Origin of the sequence: Halomonas sp. (assembly GCF_052095765.1) — a bacterium.
Taxonomy (GTDB): Bacteria; Pseudomonadota; Gammaproteobacteria; order Pseudomonadales; family Halomonadaceae; genus Halomonas.
In genome coordinates this window covers 1-13,877 of the sequence record NZ_JBQDJZ010000006.1, presented here as the reverse complement: position 1 = coordinate 13,877, position 13,877 = coordinate 1, and the positions used below count along the sequence as shown (strand labels likewise).

The following is a 13,877-nucleotide window of genomic DNA, read 5'->3' as shown; positions in this document are numbered from 1 at the left end:
AGCATCGAAGGTTTCACGCAACAGGAGCCAGGATGCTTTCTTTTTCTGACAAACCCCGCCTGCGCGGCGGTCGCTGGCCCAACCGGCTGGCGTGGCTGGCGCTTTTTGTCCTACTGACGGCCGCCATACTGGTGGTAGGCTCAGGTTCAATGTACCGGATGCAATGGCTGTCGCTGGGTGACTCGTTCTCGCTGCTGCGGCGCGGTGCTCAGCTAGCACTGGGCAGCGCAGCCGTCGCTGCGCTGACGTTGCTGGTGGCGCTGATCTGCCGCCGCTGGCGGATAATGCTAGCCAGCCTCTTGATCGCTGTCGCCGCCATGGCGCTGGTTGCCATGCCGATGCAGATGCAGCAGATAGGCCGCAGCGTACCGCCGATCCATGACATCACCACCGATACCACTAACCCGCCAGCCTTCGAGACACTAGCCTCGGCCCGGCGCGCCGCACCCAATTCGGTGAACTATCCCGGGGAGTCGACGGCCCGCCAACAGCAACGTGCCTATCCGCAGCTCGGCCCGCTGATACTGGACATGCCGCTGGCCGAGGCACTGGCTAGCGCTGAGGCAACCGTCCGTGACCAGGGCTGGGAAATCGCCAGCGTGAATGACCACCGCATCGAAGCCACGGCCAGTACCCGCTGGTTCGGCTTCAAGGACGATGTGGTCATCCGGCTCGCGGAAACACCGCAAGGGGTGCGGGTCGACGTGCGCTCGGCATCAAGACTAGGCAAGAGTGACCTCGGCACCAACGCGGCCCGCATTCAGACCTACCTGGAGGCACTGAAGGTCCAGGCTGGCCGCTGAGCAGCCGGCCTGGGCACGTCACTCAGGGACTGCGGTGGGGGCTAGCCGCGCACCACAAGGGCACGCTGAAACTCATCACGGTAGGCGTTGAGCTGAGCGTCCGGGTCAGCCGGAAAGCGCTCCAGCGCTACTGCTAGTTCAAAGAACCCGACGGCTGGCAGACCCTCGCCGCGACGGCTGACCACCAGCGCAGCGATCATTGGCCGCCCGTCGTCGACATCTTCGCGCATCAGCATTTCAAGTGCCTGAGCCACACGTTGGATGGTACGTGGCGGCTCAAGCCCCAGCGCCTCAGCTAGCTGACGGTAGGTCAGCGGCAACTCAGACGCTGGCAGGGTCTCCAGCAGTCTTCTTGCCCGCGCGGCAAGGGCCTGTGTCATTTGGTATTCTCCCCACATCATCATACACACAGGAGCGCGACAATGAACCCCGAAGACCTTGAGCAGCTGGTCACGCTCCGCATGCCATTCGGCAAGCATCAGGGCACGCTGATTGCCGATCTGCCCGGCCCCTACCTGAACTGGTTTGCCCGGGAAGGCTTTCCCGACGGCCAGATTGGCCGCCTGCTGAACCTGATGCACGAAATTGATCATAACGGGCTGAGCGCTTTGCTTGCCCCGCTGCGCCACAACAAGTGAGTCACACCATGCTACGCATATCCAACAGCGTGGAGCTTGCTGCCCACGAGATCGAGATCAACCAGGTCCGCGCCCAAGGCCCCGGCGGCCAGAACGTCAACAAGGTGTCGTCAGCGGTGCACCTGCGTTTTGACATCCCCGCTTCTAGCCTGCCCGACTTCTACAAACAACGACTGATAGCACTGAACGATCAGCGCATCACCAAAGACGGCGTGATCATCATCAAGGCCCAGAACCATCGGACACTGGAGCTGAATCGCGAGGATGCGTTGGCGCGACTGCGTGAGCTAATACGCCATGCCATCAAACAGCGTAAGGTCCGTAAGCCGACGAAGCCCACTAAAGGATCCCAGCGTCGGCGCCTGGACAGGAAAGTACAGAAAGGCCAAACCAAGGCGCTACGGAGAAAGGTCCGCTACTGAACCCTCAGACCTGCTCCTCGTAGGCGGCCTTGAGCCGGTAGAACTCTTCAACCACAGCGTCCATAGCCTGGGCGTCATAGTCGCAAAGCCCGCTGACCACCAGTTTCTTTGACCCGGTACCGATCTCTTCGCCGCCGGCCAGAATATGGAACTCCAGCCTGACATCACCGCGTTTACCATTGACCTCAAGGGTCGAGTCGGTCAGCTCAAGACCCGGCTCCAGGCCGTCCAGTCGAGTCAGTGAAAAGCCCATGCTGTCGTAGATCACCAGCGGCCGCCGGGGATTAAACATGACGCCGCCGTCTTCCATTAGTGGCTTCAGATAGTGGGGGAAGTTTTTGCCGGAAAAGGCCACATAGCAGCGCGTAAAGGCTTCGACTACCGCCTCGTCATGGGTGCTCTCACCGCTACGCTCGACTTCCAGATAACACTTGCCGGCGTTGTCATGCACACGGATTAGGCCGTCGTCGCCTTCGGTAAACTGTAAAGCGACATCGGCGCCCACCATGCTCAGAAAGCGGAAGGTCATGTTCTGAAAAAGCCCGAAGCGGGCCAGCACCAAGGCGAAGAGCAGATCCCCCGGCACACAGAAACGCCGCGCATCAGGGTTATGGATCGGGTTGTAGTCACCAGCCACTCGCTTGGCAAACCGACTCGCCTGCTCCGCACTGATGCAGGTTTGCGCATCGGCTGTCGAGCACGAAAAATAATCATCGAGGAACATGCGTACCTGGCCTGCCTTGGGTCGTTGGCGTTGTTACAGGATAATGGCCTTGCTCGGCCTTAAGCAGCTGATAATGCCACAAATTGAACAATAATGGCGCACAATTTCTTGCCTTCATGCCCCACATCAACACTCTGGTGAGTCGTCGGGTTCTCCTACCAAAGAAGGCCGCCGTAAAGTGCCGTGAGACGGTCGCTATGTTAGTATCTTACAGGCTTCTGGCCCTTTCCTCTCATCCAACCTGTCGGACGACTTCCCAATGTCACCTGCTCCTTTCGCCTCGTGCGCACCCGGACTTCCCAAACGAAGCTCGGGTGCGTTGTTGTGCCTGTTGCTGCTGATCGGGGTGTCGACCCCGGCGCTGGCATCCACGGCGCCAGCCATTGATCTCACCTCATCGTTTATCGGATTTCTTGCCGTCGCCATATTTGTCTTCGCCTATGCACTGGTCATGGCCGAAGAAGCGATCAAGATGCGTAAATCCAAACCGGTACTGATAGCCGCGGGCATTATCTGGGGGCTGATTGGTTGGGTCTACGTCAAGGCTGGCATGCCGGCAGAGTCCGAGAGCGCTTTCCGCAGCACGCTGCTTGAATTCACCGAGCTGATGCTGTTCCTGCTGGTGGCGATGACCTATATCAACGCCATGGAAGAGCGTCGGATCTTCGATGCGCTACGCTCTTGGATGGTACGCAAGGGCTTTACCTACCGCGCACTGTTCTGGATAACCGGCGCACTGGCCTTTGTGATCTCACCAATCGCCGACAACCTGACCACCGCCCTGCTGATGTGTGCAGTGATATCCAAAGTTGCAGAAGGTGACAGACGCTTCATCAACCTGGCCTGTATCAATATCGTAGTAGCCGCCAACGCTGGCGGTGCCTTCAGCCCATTTGGCGATATCACGACCTTGATGGTGTGGCAGGCCGGCATGGTTGGCTTCCAGGAGTTCTTCGTGCTGTTTATCCCGGCACTGGTCAACTTCCTGGTTCCAGCCGTCATCATGAGCGCATTCATCAAGAACCGTAAGCCAGACAGCATCGATGATGTGGTCTGGCTCAAGCGCGGCGCCATCCGCATCGTTCTGCTGTTCCTACTGACCGTAGCCACAGCTGTTGCCGGTCACACCCTGCTGCACCTGCCGCCGGTGCTTGGCATGATGACCGGCCTTGGCTATCTGCAGTTCTTCGGTTATTTTCTGCGCCGCAGCCTGCCGCGTTCGCTGGAGCGCAAGCGCTCCCGCTACACCCAGCGCGGCGACTGGCGCAAACTGGAGTCACTGGGTAGCGTGGTGCCTTTCGACGTATTCAACCGAGTGGCGCGCGCCGAGTGGGATACCCTGCTGTTCTTCTACGGTGTGGTGATGTGTGTGGGCGGCCTGGGTTTCATGGGTTACCTGAGCCTGCTGTCAGACGCGCTGTACACTAACTGGGATGCCACCTGGGCCAACGTGGTGCTAGGCCTGATCTCGGCGGTGGTTGATAACATCCCCGTCATGTTCGCGGTGCTGACCATGGCACCTGACATGTCTCACGGCCAGTGGCTGCTGATTACCCTGACTGCTGGTGTCGGTGGCAGCCTGCTGTCCGTCGGCTCTGCCGCGGGCGTTGCCGTAATGGGCCAGGCACGCGGCAACTACACCTTCATGGGCCACCTACGCTGGGCGCCGGTGATCGCGCTGGGCTACATCGCCAGCGTACTCATGCACCTTTGGCTCAACGCCGACTTGTTCCTCATTTACGGGCCCTCATGAAAGCAGGTATTACAGCCAGCGGTCTGAGATAGCACTAAGGACGGACCGGACGGCCACAGCGCCCCGCGGCTCACAAACCCGGGGCGCTGTTGTTTGTGCAGTGGGCAAGTTGGCTGAAGCCGATGCGGACAGCACAAGTCCGGGATAGAGACGCTCTGACCAATCCAGCAGTATGATCGCCAGCACGTTGCGATGCTCCCCAAGCGTCCCGCCTTGTCTGCCGGCACACCCGGCCAGCAGCAAGACAACGAGCCCAAGCAACATATACCGGTAGCACAGCAATAGACGTTGCCAGGGGCGCGGCATGCTGCGTGGTAGGACTCGTGGAGTGGTTCTTTGCATGGACTGTGTTCCAGCCACCCGCTATGAACACTTATCGTTTACTCTGGCGGCTTCGATGAAGACGACGAGCGCCGCCGCTTTCTGCGTTCAGGTGGAATCAGCTTGACCCTGACCTTGGGCTTGCGTTTAGCTGGCGGGGCTTTGCTGTCTCCCTGCTCGCCCGGTGGTGCCGGCAGATGAGGACGCTCGATCTCCACCCAGGCAAACGTTGGTAATGCCAGATGCCAGTAGATGGCGGCCAAGCGCAGGCCCAGCGTAATAGCAAGGCCGAACCCAATGGCCACAATATGTGGCACACCCAGCTTGTAGCCTGCCACCATACAGACTCCGCCGGCAATCGAGGCAGTGGCATAGATCTCCTCACGCAGCACCATCGGTACCCGGCGCGCCAACACATCGCGCGTCATGCCGCCAGCCACGCCAGTCATCAGCCCCATCAGCACCGCAACAACGCCAGACGAGTCCAACATCAGCGCTTTATGGGCGCCAATCACGGTAAACAGCGCCAACCCGAACGCATCGGCCACCGGCAGGAATACCCGCGACAGACGATGGATATAGTGAAAGCCCAGTATCGACAGTGCCACCGTGGCAATGATTACCCACAGGTAGGCCGGGTCACTGACCCAGAATACCGGACGGATCCCCAGCACCAGGTCGCGCAGAGTGCCGCCGCCAATCGCCGTTACCCCCGCCAATACCAGCATGCCGAACGGATCCATACGCGACCGACAGGCAAGTAACACGCCCGACAGCGCAAAGACAATCACCCCGACCATATCCAGCCAGTACACCAGTTCGCTCACTGTCGTGTCTCTCCTGTGTCGCCAGCCCCCTTTTGTCTGAAACTTTCTTGCCTATTCAGCCAAAGACTGCATCATATCAGGCTGGTCTACGATACTGATGCAGTCAGTGACCTATCCTTGCCGACCGCTGACAGAAAGCCCGCGCAGCGGCACCCAGCTCACGGCAACCGTCATGGAGTGGAATCCGGCCTATAGCTGGCTTGTCATTACCCTACTACTGGGGCTCGCAGAGTTGATGTCCGGCACCTTGCTGCTGCTGGCACTTGCTGTGGCTGCGGCTTTGACAGCCATATTGCCGATGCTGGGCTTATCACTGCCATGGCAGCTGCTGGGCATGGGTCTGTTCTCAGGTATTCTAGTACCGGTGGCCATCCACGGCATTCGCCCGCGCTTCTCGCCCCGCGGTGTAAACTATGGCACGACCGGCAGCGGTGTGGAGCGCGGTCAACGCTACCGCGTCATGCACCGTGACTTCGATGGCGCTTCGGTACTGCTGATCAACGGTGACCTGTACCGGCTACGCGTTGCCAGCAACCCCTCCGGACTTGATGACGACCTTGCTGAAGGCACCGACGTCATCTTCGAACGCTTCGAGGGCACAACCGCCATCGTACAGCTGGCGCCCGACACAGGTGTAGAAACCTCTCCCAAAGGGTGAACTGTCTCACCCACCCTCTCACTCCTTAAGGAATCATGAATATGGATAGCTTCAATCTGGGTCCGGGTCTGATATTTGGCATCATCATCGTCGTCATTGGCGTGATGATCGTCGTCAAAGGGCTCGTTGTTGTGCGCCAGTCAGAAGTGATGGTCATCGAACGTCTCGGCTCATTCAACCGGCTGCTGGAAAGCGGCGTCAACATCATCATTCCCTTTATCGACCAGCCGCGCCCCATCAGCATGATCCGCTACCAGAAGCTGGGTGATGAATATCACCCCATCGCCAGCAGCGAAGTGCGTATTGATCGCCGCGAAACTGTTATGGACTTCCCCGGCCAGCCGGTGGTCACCACCGATAACGTCACCGTGACCATCAACGGTGCGCTCTACTACCAGATCATCGACCCCAAACGTGCTGTCTATGAAGTCGAGAACATGAGCCAGGCCGTTGAAGTGCTGGCCAAGACCACACTGCGTTCAGTAGTCGGCAAGATGGAGCTAGACAAGCTGTTCGAGTCCCGGGCCGAGGTCAACAACGAGATCCAGGCCGCCATGGAAGACGCCGCCTCCAAATGGGGCGTGAAAATTTCCCGGGTTGAAGTGCAGGACATCGAAATGCCCGAGGAAGTTGAATCAGCCATGCGCCTGCAGATGGCGGCCGAGCGTAAGCGCCGCGCCACGGTGACCGAAGCCGAAGGCGAGAAGTCTGCCGCCATCGCCATGGCCCAGGGCCAGCGCGAATCGGCGATCCTTAATGCCGAGGGCGATCGGGAGTCTGCCATTCTGCGCGCCCAGGGTGAAGAAGAGTCAATCAAACTGGTGCTCGGCGCGCTGGGTGCTCAGGAAAGCGACAAGAACACCGTTATCGGCTACCTGCTCGGCCAGAGCTACATCAAGATGCTGCCGCAGATGGCCCAGAACGGCGAGCGGGTGTTTGTCCCTTACGAGTCCTCCGCGCTGCTCGGCTCCATGGGCATGTTCCGCGAGCTGACAGGCTCACCGGAAGACACCGTGGCACACCATCTGCGCGAACAGTCCAATACCGGCCCCATCAACAGCATGCGTAGCGGCATGGTTGGCGGCGCGGCATCAGGCAACTGACCGCCACTCAGGGCCGCGCAAAACGCGCCAGCTGCATTTCCCCCAACCGGCTGAGCGTGCGGCGGAAGGGAAACGCCAGATGACCGTGGCGATACAGCTCATCCATCGCCACGGCGGCGCTCAGCGTCAGCGGCACACCACGGTCATAGCATTCATCGACCAGCGCGATGAAACGGCGCACGCCGTCATCCAGACGAGTCAGCATCGGTAGCTGCCGATCACCAGCGGCGACCTGCTCACTGGCATCCTCGGTGCCCCGGGCGATGCCACCAGTAAGCGGGCCTTGATCCAGCTGCGGCACGCCTTCCAACAGCACCTGGTCGAAACGATCACACAGATCGATGAAATCAACGGCGGCCAGTGGGGCTTCGCACAGTGACTCATAGCGACACCACAGCACGCTGTCACTTGCGCCAAGCACCGCAATATCACGATGCCCCAGCCGAATCGGCTCACGATGAATGCGCTGGCCACTAGTCAGGCGCTCAAACACTTCGGCCAGTGCCGGAGTTTCGCTATCATCCTGCACAAAGTAGCGCGGCTCGGGCTCTCCAGGGTGCTCCCGATGATCCTGAGAACCATCCAGCGCCATGACCTGCAGATGATGAGAGAGCGCTTTCACCGCCGGCACAAAACGCTCACGGTTAAAGCCATCGGCATACAGCTGTTCAGGCGCCTGGTTAGACGTGACCACCAGAATCACGCCCTGTTCAAACAGCGCCGTCAGCACACCGCCGAGCAGCAGGGCATCGGCGATGTCATTGACGAACAGCTCATCCAGGCACAGCACACGCGCCTCAGCGGCCAGCTCCACAGCCAGCTGGCGCAACGGATTGGGCGTGCCACTTAATTGGAACTGGCGACGATGCACCCAGCGTATGAAGTGGTGGAAGTGCTGGCGACGGGCGGGCACCGAGAGGCCGCGATAGAAGCTGTCCATCAGCCAAGTCTTGCCACGCCCGACACGACCCCACAGATACAGGCCATGCGCCTGGCCTTGGCCGTGCTCAAGCGCCTGATAAAGTGCCTCCAAGGCCTCTACAGCACGGTTCTGGGCTTCATCTTCGACAAAGCCCGCGGCCCGCGCCTGATCATAGGCTGCCCTGGGTGATGGTCCGCGGGTCAATGAGACGCTCCGCTGTTGTCCGCTTTGCGATCCACTTCGTTATACACGTTCATTATTCACGCCGTCTGTTCCGCGCAGCCGCTGAACCAGAGTCATCACGGCTACCAGTAGCCCACCAACCACCAGGCCCACCAGCAGGTTGATCAGCACCGGACCCAGTCCACTGACGATAGCACCGGCCGCGGGCATGGTCAGCTCTGCATCGGCCACGCCCTGAACCACCTCATGCAGCGCAGGCAGGCCATGCACCAAGATGCCGCCGCCCACTAGGAACATAGCCAGAGTGCCTACCACACCGAGCGTTTTCATCAACCAGGGTGTGCCTTTCACCAGCGCATTACCTACGCCTTCCATGGCACCGCCGCGCTTGACCAGATACAGCCCCAGGTCGTCGAGCTTGACGATGCCCGCCACCAACCCGTAAACACCGATTGTCACCAACAGGCCAATTGCCACCAACACCCCCAACTGCATACCCAGCGATGCACCAGCCGCCGTTCCCAGGGTGATCACGATGATTTCAGCAGAGAGAATGAAGTCGGTGCGTATCGCGCCCTTAATCTTGTCCTTCTCATAGACGCGCAAATCAACATTTTCATCCCTTAGCGCCCTTAACTGTTCAGCACGATGATCCTTCTCCTCAGCGCTATGAAACAGCTTGTGTACCACCTTTTCAGCGCCTTCATAGCAAAGATAGGCACCGCCCATCATCAGCAGCACGGTCACTAGTCCGGGCAAAAAAGCACTGATGACAAGCGCCGCCGGAATCAGAATGCCTTTGTTGAGGAATGACCCCTTGGCCACAGCCCACACGACCGGCAGCTCACGCTCGGCTCTTACCCCGGTCACCTGCTGGGCATTCAGCGCCAGATCATCACCGAGCACACCGGCGGTTTTCCTGGCGGCTACCTTGGTCATCATCGAGACGTCATCAAGCAACGTTGCGATGTCATCAATCAAAGTCAGCAGACTGGCACTGGCCACGGGAAGCTCCTTGGTTAGTCTGGTTGTCAGGGCCTAAATTCAAACAAGTAACAGATGCACAGGGCAATCGTCCTTATCGTATGAACTGACTCCTGCGTGTAACGCCGCAAAGATATGTCTTGGCTGGCCGCTACGACCCAACCGGCAGGCCTGCGGCACGCAGCCGTTCCTTGAGGTGCTCGTTATCCTCAAGCAGGTCGGCAACCAAAGCGGCGAGCTCCGGCTCAGCGTCGAAGATGCGCTCAAGCTGGCGCATGCGTCGTGCACGAGTCAGGTCGTAGCTGGTAAAGCGCCAGCTCGCCACATAGCGCGAGCCGTCGGCCAGCAAGCCACTTTCGACACGCTCCACCACCCACTGGCGCTCAACCGCGCAAGCCCGGGCCAGCTCATCAAGCGTCAGGGCGGTCTCGTCGATCAACACACCTCTGGCGGTATCAGACTCTTTCATTACGTAGCCTCCTTCCGCTGTCGCGGGTCGAACGCAAGTTCCCGCGCCATGGTCTCGTATAGCTCCCGTGCCTTATCGGTATCAGCCGCAGGCAATATCACCTCGAGGGCCACGTACAGATCGCCCGCCTCTGCTCCCGGAATACCACGCCCCTTCAGGCGCAAACGGCGGCCGGTCTGGGAGCCTTCCGGTACCTTGAGCTTCACTGAGCCAGACGGTGTCGGCACCTCGACCGTAGCGCCCAGTGCGGCTTCCCAGGGTGTCACCGGCAGACCCACATGAACGTCTCGCCCTTCGACCCGGTACAGCGCGTCGGTCGTGAAGTGCACTTCCAGGTAAAGATCACCCGGCGGGCCACCCCCTATGCCGGGGCTGCCCTGGCCGGTGAGGCGAATATGCTGACCCTCTCTCACGCCTTTGGGAATTTTCACGCTCAGGGTGTGCTCACGGGTCACTACACGCCCTTGGGCATCAACCTGAGGTACCTGCAGGGTGATGTTTCGCGTCGCACCCTGATAGGCGTCGGCCAGATCGATCGAGACCGTGGCATGGCGGTCCTCGCCGCGCATCTGGTAAGCGTGGGCACCCTGGCTGGCACGACCGCCGCGGCCTGCCTGCCCGAACAGGTTGGCGAAGAAGTCGCTGAACTGGTCGGCTTCGGCGCCGCTGAAGCCGTGCCCGCTGGACTGAAAGCCCGTATCCCAGCCCGGCGGCGGCTGAAAATCCTGTCCGTCACGATGCTGCTGGCCAAGTTGGTCATAGGCGGCCCGCTTCTCCGGGTCACCCAGCACCTCGTTAGCCTCGTTGACCTCGCGCATACGCTCCTGAGCATTGGGCTCCTTGCTGACATCCGGATGGTACTTGCGCGCCAACCGGCGGTAGGCCTTCTTGATATCGTCGGCCGTGGCCGTCTTGTCCACGCCAAGCGTCTGATAATAGTCCTTGAATTCCACGCAATAGGGCTCCACAAGAATGTATCGGATGGCTCTAGACTAGCATTCAAGCTAGCTGGAAAGGATACACACTGCCGATGGCCAGTATCCGGGTTAGTTCGTCCAGCGCAGTCAGGGCTTCCACGGCCAACTGCGGGTCGGCCAGATCCGCCGTGGCCAGGCGGTCGCGATAGTGGCGCCGAACCCACTGGCTGAGCTCGCCATACAGGCCATCATCGAGCAGCACCCTGCCGGATAGCGCGGCCTGTTCGGCGTCATTCATCACCACCCGCAACCGTAGGCAGGCCGGACCGCCGCCGTTGCGCATGCTTTGCTGGACGTCTTTGACCACCACCTCAGAGATCGGATTGTGCCCGGCCAACAGATGATCCTGAATGCAGCGCCATACCGCCTCGCGCTCCTGGCACTCGCCGGGCACCACCAGCGTCATGCTGCCATCAGCATTACTCAGCAACTGGGAGTTGAACAGATAGGACGCCACCGCGTCCTCCAAACCCACCGCCTCCAGCGGCACCCGTACCGGTATCAGCGGCGTACTCATCTTGCGTCGCAACGCATCAAGCGTGGCCTGCTCGTCACGAAAAGCCAGCTCGTGGTAGAGCAACACCGGGCCGTTGCCTACCGCGATCACGTCGTTGTGAAACACCCCGGCATCAATAGCCTCGGGGTGCTGTTGGGCAAACACTACCTGGGCCTCACCCAGGCCGTGCTGACGGGCGATGGCCTGGCTGGCTTCCAGAGTCTGGCGCGCCGGATAGCGGCTGGGTGCCACGCCGTCGCCGTCAAAGGCCTGGCGGCCATAAACAAACAGATGCACTCCGCTCTCGCCGTGGGAGGCGCCAAGCCGGGTATGGTTGGCCGCACCCTCATCGGAAAACGCCGGGGTGGCTGGCAACGTCGGGTGATGGGCGAAGTGCCCAGTATCGGCAAAGATCGCTGCCAGCACGCGCCCGGTGGTGGCCGGTTCCAGAAAGCGATGAAAGCTCGACTGCAAATTGGCCGGGGTAAAATGTACCCGGCCATCCGGCGTGTCGATGCTGGGCGTCACCGTCGCGGCGTTAGCCGTCCACATGCTGGACGCCGAGCACACCGCGCGTAGCAGCTGCGGTGCCTCATTGGCGGCCTGGTTGAGCAGCTCGGCGTCACTACCGCGAAAGCCCAGTGCCCGCAGCGCGCCAAGATCAGGCCGCTGCTGGGGCGGCAGCACACCCTGAGTGTAGCCAGCGTCCAGCAGCGACTTCATCTTGGCCAGGCCTTGCAGCGCTGCCTCGCGCGGATTGGCCACCAGCCCCTCGTGGGTCATCGAGGCCACATTGCCGTGAGCCAGTCCAGAATAGTTATGGGTGGGACCCACCAGGCCGTCGAAGTTGACCTCTCGTACGCTGGTAAACGACTGGTTCATAGACTCACCCCGGGCGGCAGCTGATCCGGCAGGTTGAGCGCCACGCTTTCCACCGAGGCCACCGGATAGGCGCAATAGTCCGCTGCATAGTAGGCGCTGGGCCGATGGTTGCCACTGTCGCCGACACCGCCGAAGGGCGCATCGCCTGAGGCGCCGGTGGTCTGGCGGTTCCAGTTGACGATACCGGCACGAATACGCAGCAGAAAGTCGTCCCAATCCTCTTGCTCCCCGCCGATCAGCCCCGCCGACAGCCCATAGCGAGTGTCGTTGGCCAGCGTAATGGCGTCGTCCCAATCGGTGTAACGATGCACTTTGAGCAGCGGACCAAAATGCTCCTCGTCGGGCACATCCAGCCCGGTCACATCGATCAGTGCCGGGCTGAGCAGGCTGGTATTGTCTTCCAGCCGACGCATGCGCGCCAGCACGCTGCCGCCCATGGCTTCGAGTTCATCTTGGGCCTTGAGCAGCCCATCGGCGGCGGCCACGCTGACCAGCCCGCCGTAGAAGGCTGGCTCTTCGCTAAACTGCCCCGCCACCCTTAGCCGCGAAATGGCATCCGCCAGCGCCGCCAGCAGCCGATCACCCACCGGCCCTTGGGGCACAATCAGACGCCGCGCACAGGTGCAGCGCTGCCCCCCCGACAGATACGCCGACTGCAGAATGGTCAGCACCGCAGCGTCCTGATCGGGCACATCCTTGACCACCAGTGGGTTATTGCCGCCCAGCTCCAGCGCCAGCACCTTGCCCAGCTGACCCGCAAACTGGCGATGCAGCAGGCCGCCCACCTTGGCGCTGCCGGTGAACAGCAGGCCGTCGATGCCGGAATGCGCCGACAGTGCCTGGCCCACCGGCGCGCCGCCCTGCACCAGATTGATCACGCCCTCAGGCAGCCCGGCCTCGACCCAGCACTGCAACACCAGATCAGCGGTCAGCGGCGTCTGCTCGCTGGGCTTGAACACGATAGTATTGCCGGCCAGCAGCGCCGGCACGATATGGCCATTGGGCAGGTGGCCAGGAAAGTTGTAGGGGCCGAACACCGCCAGCACCCCGTGGGGGCGATGGCGCAGCACCGCTCGGGCATCACCCAGATCGCGATCACGCTCGCCGGTGCGCTCCTGATAGGCGCGAATCGACAGCGCCACCTTGCCGATCATGGCGCCCACTTCAGTGCGCGCCTCCCACAGCGGCTTACCGGTCTCGCCGGCGATCGCCGTAGCCAGCTCTTCACGATGGCTCTCAAGCACACCGCGGAAGCGTTCAACCAGCGCCTGGCGCTCGGCAAAACTGCTGCGCGCCCAGTCACTGAAGGCACTGCGCGCGGCCTGTACTGCCGCAGCCACCTGCTGTTCGCTGGCGGCATCGCCCTGCCACAGGGTCGCGCCGGAGACCGGGTCGTGCTTAGTGAAGCTGTCAGCGTCGCCGTCATGCCAGTGACCGCCGATCAGCAGCTGTTGGGTCGCTTTCATCACGCTACCTCCAGAGTGTCCAGAATGCGCAGTGTCTCTCCTGAAGTGATGTCCAGGCGCCGGGCCTCGTCCTCACTCAGCAGCACGACACCTTCGTCGTCAGGGCCACGGCCTATCCAGGCGGCGCGGAAAGTGGCCAGCTCGGTGGTTGCCGCCAGCCAGCGCGGTGTTTCTTCGCTGGGTAACGGACCTGTCCTGACGTCAGCCCGATAACGGTGCGAATGACTTACCCCACGCACGTCGTCAATA

General features: G+C 61.1%; 15 protein-coding genes and 1 pseudogene. 6 read left to right on the top strand and 10 right to left on the bottom strand.

Annotation, left to right across the window (positions count from 1 at the left end; genetic code table 11):
• Positions 1-32: 32 nt before the first annotated feature.
• Positions 33-803: a DUF1499 domain-containing protein gene (locus ACTH3D_RS01750; RefSeq protein ID WP_441664626.1), complete on the top strand. Its 771-nt coding sequence runs from the start codon at positions 33-35 to the stop codon at positions 801-803.
• Between the two features lie 41 nt (positions 804-844).
• Here the strand turns inward: ACTH3D_RS01750 and ACTH3D_RS01745 are convergent, their stop codons facing one another.
• Positions 845-1,183 carry a hypothetical protein gene (locus tag ACTH3D_RS01745; protein WP_441664624.1) on the bottom strand — a complete coding sequence of 113 codons (339 nt, stop codon included), beginning with the start codon at positions 1,181-1,183 and terminating at the stop codon, positions 845-847.
• Positions 1,184-1,225: 42 nt separating this feature from the next.
• Between ACTH3D_RS01745 and ACTH3D_RS01740 the strand changes: the two genes are divergently transcribed.
• The gene (locus ACTH3D_RS01740) at positions 1,226-1,441 is read left to right on the top strand and encodes a DUF3820 family protein (protein ID WP_441664622.1); all 216 of its coding nucleotides are present in this window, start codon (positions 1,226-1,228) and stop codon (positions 1,439-1,441) included.
• 8 nt (positions 1,442-1,449) lie between these two features.
• Positions 1,450-1,863: an alternative ribosome rescue aminoacyl-tRNA hydrolase ArfB gene (arfB, locus tag ACTH3D_RS01735; RefSeq protein WP_441664620.1), complete on the top strand. Its 414-nt coding sequence runs from the start codon at positions 1,450-1,452 to the stop codon at positions 1,861-1,863.
• 4 nt (positions 1,864-1,867) lie between these two features.
• On the opposite strand, the gene ACTH3D_RS01730 is transcribed toward arfB, so the two are convergent.
• A complete protein-coding gene (locus ACTH3D_RS01730) occupies positions 1,868-2,587 on the bottom strand; it encodes a DUF3581 family protein (RefSeq protein WP_441664618.1) in 720 nt (239 codons plus the stop codon).
• 259 nt (positions 2,588-2,846) lie between these two features.
• On the opposite strand from ACTH3D_RS01730, the gene nhaD reads away from it, so the two are divergent.
• The gene (nhaD, locus tag ACTH3D_RS01725; protein WP_441664616.1) at positions 2,847-4,340 is read left to right on the top strand and encodes a sodium:proton antiporter NhaD; all 1,494 of its coding nucleotides are present in this window, start codon (positions 2,847-2,849) and stop codon (positions 4,338-4,340) included.
• 380 nt (positions 4,341-4,720) lie between these two features.
• Here the strand turns inward: nhaD and ACTH3D_RS01720 are convergent, their stop codons facing one another.
• Positions 4,721-5,488 carry a trimeric intracellular cation channel family protein gene (locus tag ACTH3D_RS01720; RefSeq protein ID WP_441664614.1) on the bottom strand — a complete coding sequence of 256 codons (768 nt, stop codon included), beginning with the start codon at positions 5,486-5,488 and terminating at the stop codon, positions 4,721-4,723.
• A gap of 172 nt (positions 5,489-5,660) precedes the next feature.
• On the opposite strand from ACTH3D_RS01720, the gene ACTH3D_RS01715 reads away from it, so the two are divergent.
• Together ACTH3D_RS01715 and ACTH3D_RS01710 are read left to right on the top strand one after the other, a co-directional pair.
• Positions 5,661-6,146 carry an NfeD family protein gene (locus ACTH3D_RS01715; protein ID WP_441664678.1) on the top strand — a complete coding sequence of 162 codons (486 nt, stop codon included), beginning with the start codon at positions 5,661-5,663 and terminating at the stop codon, positions 6,144-6,146.
• Between the two features lie 41 nt (positions 6,147-6,187).
• The gene (locus ACTH3D_RS01710) at positions 6,188-7,249 is read left to right on the top strand and encodes an SPFH domain-containing protein (RefSeq protein WP_441664612.1); all 1,062 of its coding nucleotides are present in this window, start codon (positions 6,188-6,190) and stop codon (positions 7,247-7,249) included.
• Positions 7,250-7,256: 7 nt separating this feature from the next.
• Here ACTH3D_RS01710 and zapE read toward each other — a convergent pair whose 3' ends face one another.
• The 7 genes and pseudogenes from zapE to ACTH3D_RS01675 all read right to left on the bottom strand — a co-directional run.
• Positions 7,257-8,375 carry a cell division protein ZapE gene (gene zapE / locus ACTH3D_RS01705; protein WP_441664610.1) on the bottom strand — a complete coding sequence of 373 codons (1,119 nt, stop codon included), beginning with the start codon at positions 8,373-8,375 and terminating at the stop codon, positions 7,257-7,259.
• Between the two features lie 39 nt (positions 8,376-8,414).
• Entirely contained in the window at positions 8,415-9,359 is a 945-nt protein-coding gene (locus ACTH3D_RS01700; protein WP_441664608.1) for a DUF808 domain-containing protein, read from the bottom strand.
• A gap of 130 nt (positions 9,360-9,489) precedes the next feature.
• Positions 9,490-9,807, bottom strand: coding sequence for a chaperone modulator CbpM (locus ACTH3D_RS01695; protein ID WP_441664606.1), 318 nt, complete (start codon positions 9,805-9,807; stop codon positions 9,490-9,492).
• Positions 9,807-10,760, bottom strand: a complete 954-nt coding sequence (locus ACTH3D_RS01690) for a DnaJ C-terminal domain-containing protein (RefSeq protein ID WP_441664604.1) — start codon at positions 10,758-10,760, stop codon at positions 9,807-9,809. Before ACTH3D_RS01690 ends, ACTH3D_RS01695 begins: the two co-directional genes overlap by 1 nt.
• A 46-nt stretch (positions 10,761-10,806) precedes the next feature.
• Positions 10,807-12,162: an N-succinylarginine dihydrolase gene (gene astB, locus ACTH3D_RS01685; protein ID WP_441664602.1), complete on the bottom strand. Its 1,356-nt coding sequence runs from the start codon at positions 12,160-12,162 to the stop codon at positions 10,807-10,809.
• Complete coding sequence (gene astD / locus ACTH3D_RS01680) at positions 12,159-13,628, bottom strand: succinylglutamate-semialdehyde dehydrogenase (RefSeq protein ID WP_441664600.1); 1,470 nt, start codon at positions 13,626-13,628, stop codon at positions 12,159-12,161. Before astD ends, astB begins: the two co-directional genes overlap by 4 nt.
• Positions 13,628-13,877: pseudogene (locus ACTH3D_RS01675) on the bottom strand (arginine N-succinyltransferase); the annotation flags it as partial. The pseudogene ACTH3D_RS01675 and the gene astD, both read right to left, overlap by 1 nt.

What these genes read in the sequence shown, in the direction of transcription:
- ACTH3D_RS01750 (WP_441664626.1), top strand. Translation starts at nt 33, where the DNA reads ATGCTTTCTTTTTCTGACAAACCCCGCCTGCGCGGCGGTCGCTGGCCC.
- ACTH3D_RS01745 (WP_441664624.1), bottom strand. Translation starts at nt 1,183, where the DNA reads ATGACACAGGCCCTTGCCGCGCGGGCAAGAAGACTGCTGGAGACCCTG.
- ACTH3D_RS01740 (WP_441664622.1), top strand. Translation starts at nt 1,226, where the DNA reads ATGAACCCCGAAGACCTTGAGCAGCTGGTCACGCTCCGCATGCCATTC.
- arfB (WP_441664620.1), top strand. Translation starts at nt 1,450, where the DNA reads ATGCTACGCATATCCAACAGCGTGGAGCTTGCTGCCCACGAGATCGAG.
- ACTH3D_RS01730 (WP_441664618.1), bottom strand. Translation starts at nt 2,587, where the DNA reads ATGTTCCTCGATGATTATTTTTCGTGCTCGACAGCCGATGCGCAAACC.
- nhaD (WP_441664616.1), top strand. Translation starts at nt 2,847, where the DNA reads ATGTCACCTGCTCCTTTCGCCTCGTGCGCACCCGGACTTCCCAAACGA.
- ACTH3D_RS01715 (WP_441664678.1), top strand. Translation starts at nt 5,661, where the DNA reads ATGGAGTGGAATCCGGCCTATAGCTGGCTTGTCATTACCCTACTACTG.
- ACTH3D_RS01710 (WP_441664612.1), top strand. Translation starts at nt 6,188, where the DNA reads ATGGATAGCTTCAATCTGGGTCCGGGTCTGATATTTGGCATCATCATC.
- ACTH3D_RS01695 (WP_441664606.1), bottom strand. Translation starts at nt 9,807, where the DNA reads ATGAAAGAGTCTGATACCGCCAGAGGTGTGTTGATCGACGAGACCGCC.
- astB (WP_441664602.1), bottom strand. Translation starts at nt 12,162, where the DNA reads ATGAACCAGTCGTTTACCAGCGTACGAGAGGTCAACTTCGACGGCCTG.
- astD (WP_441664600.1), bottom strand. Translation starts at nt 13,628, where the DNA reads ATGAAAGCGACCCAACAGCTGCTGATCGGCGGTCACTGGCATGACGGC.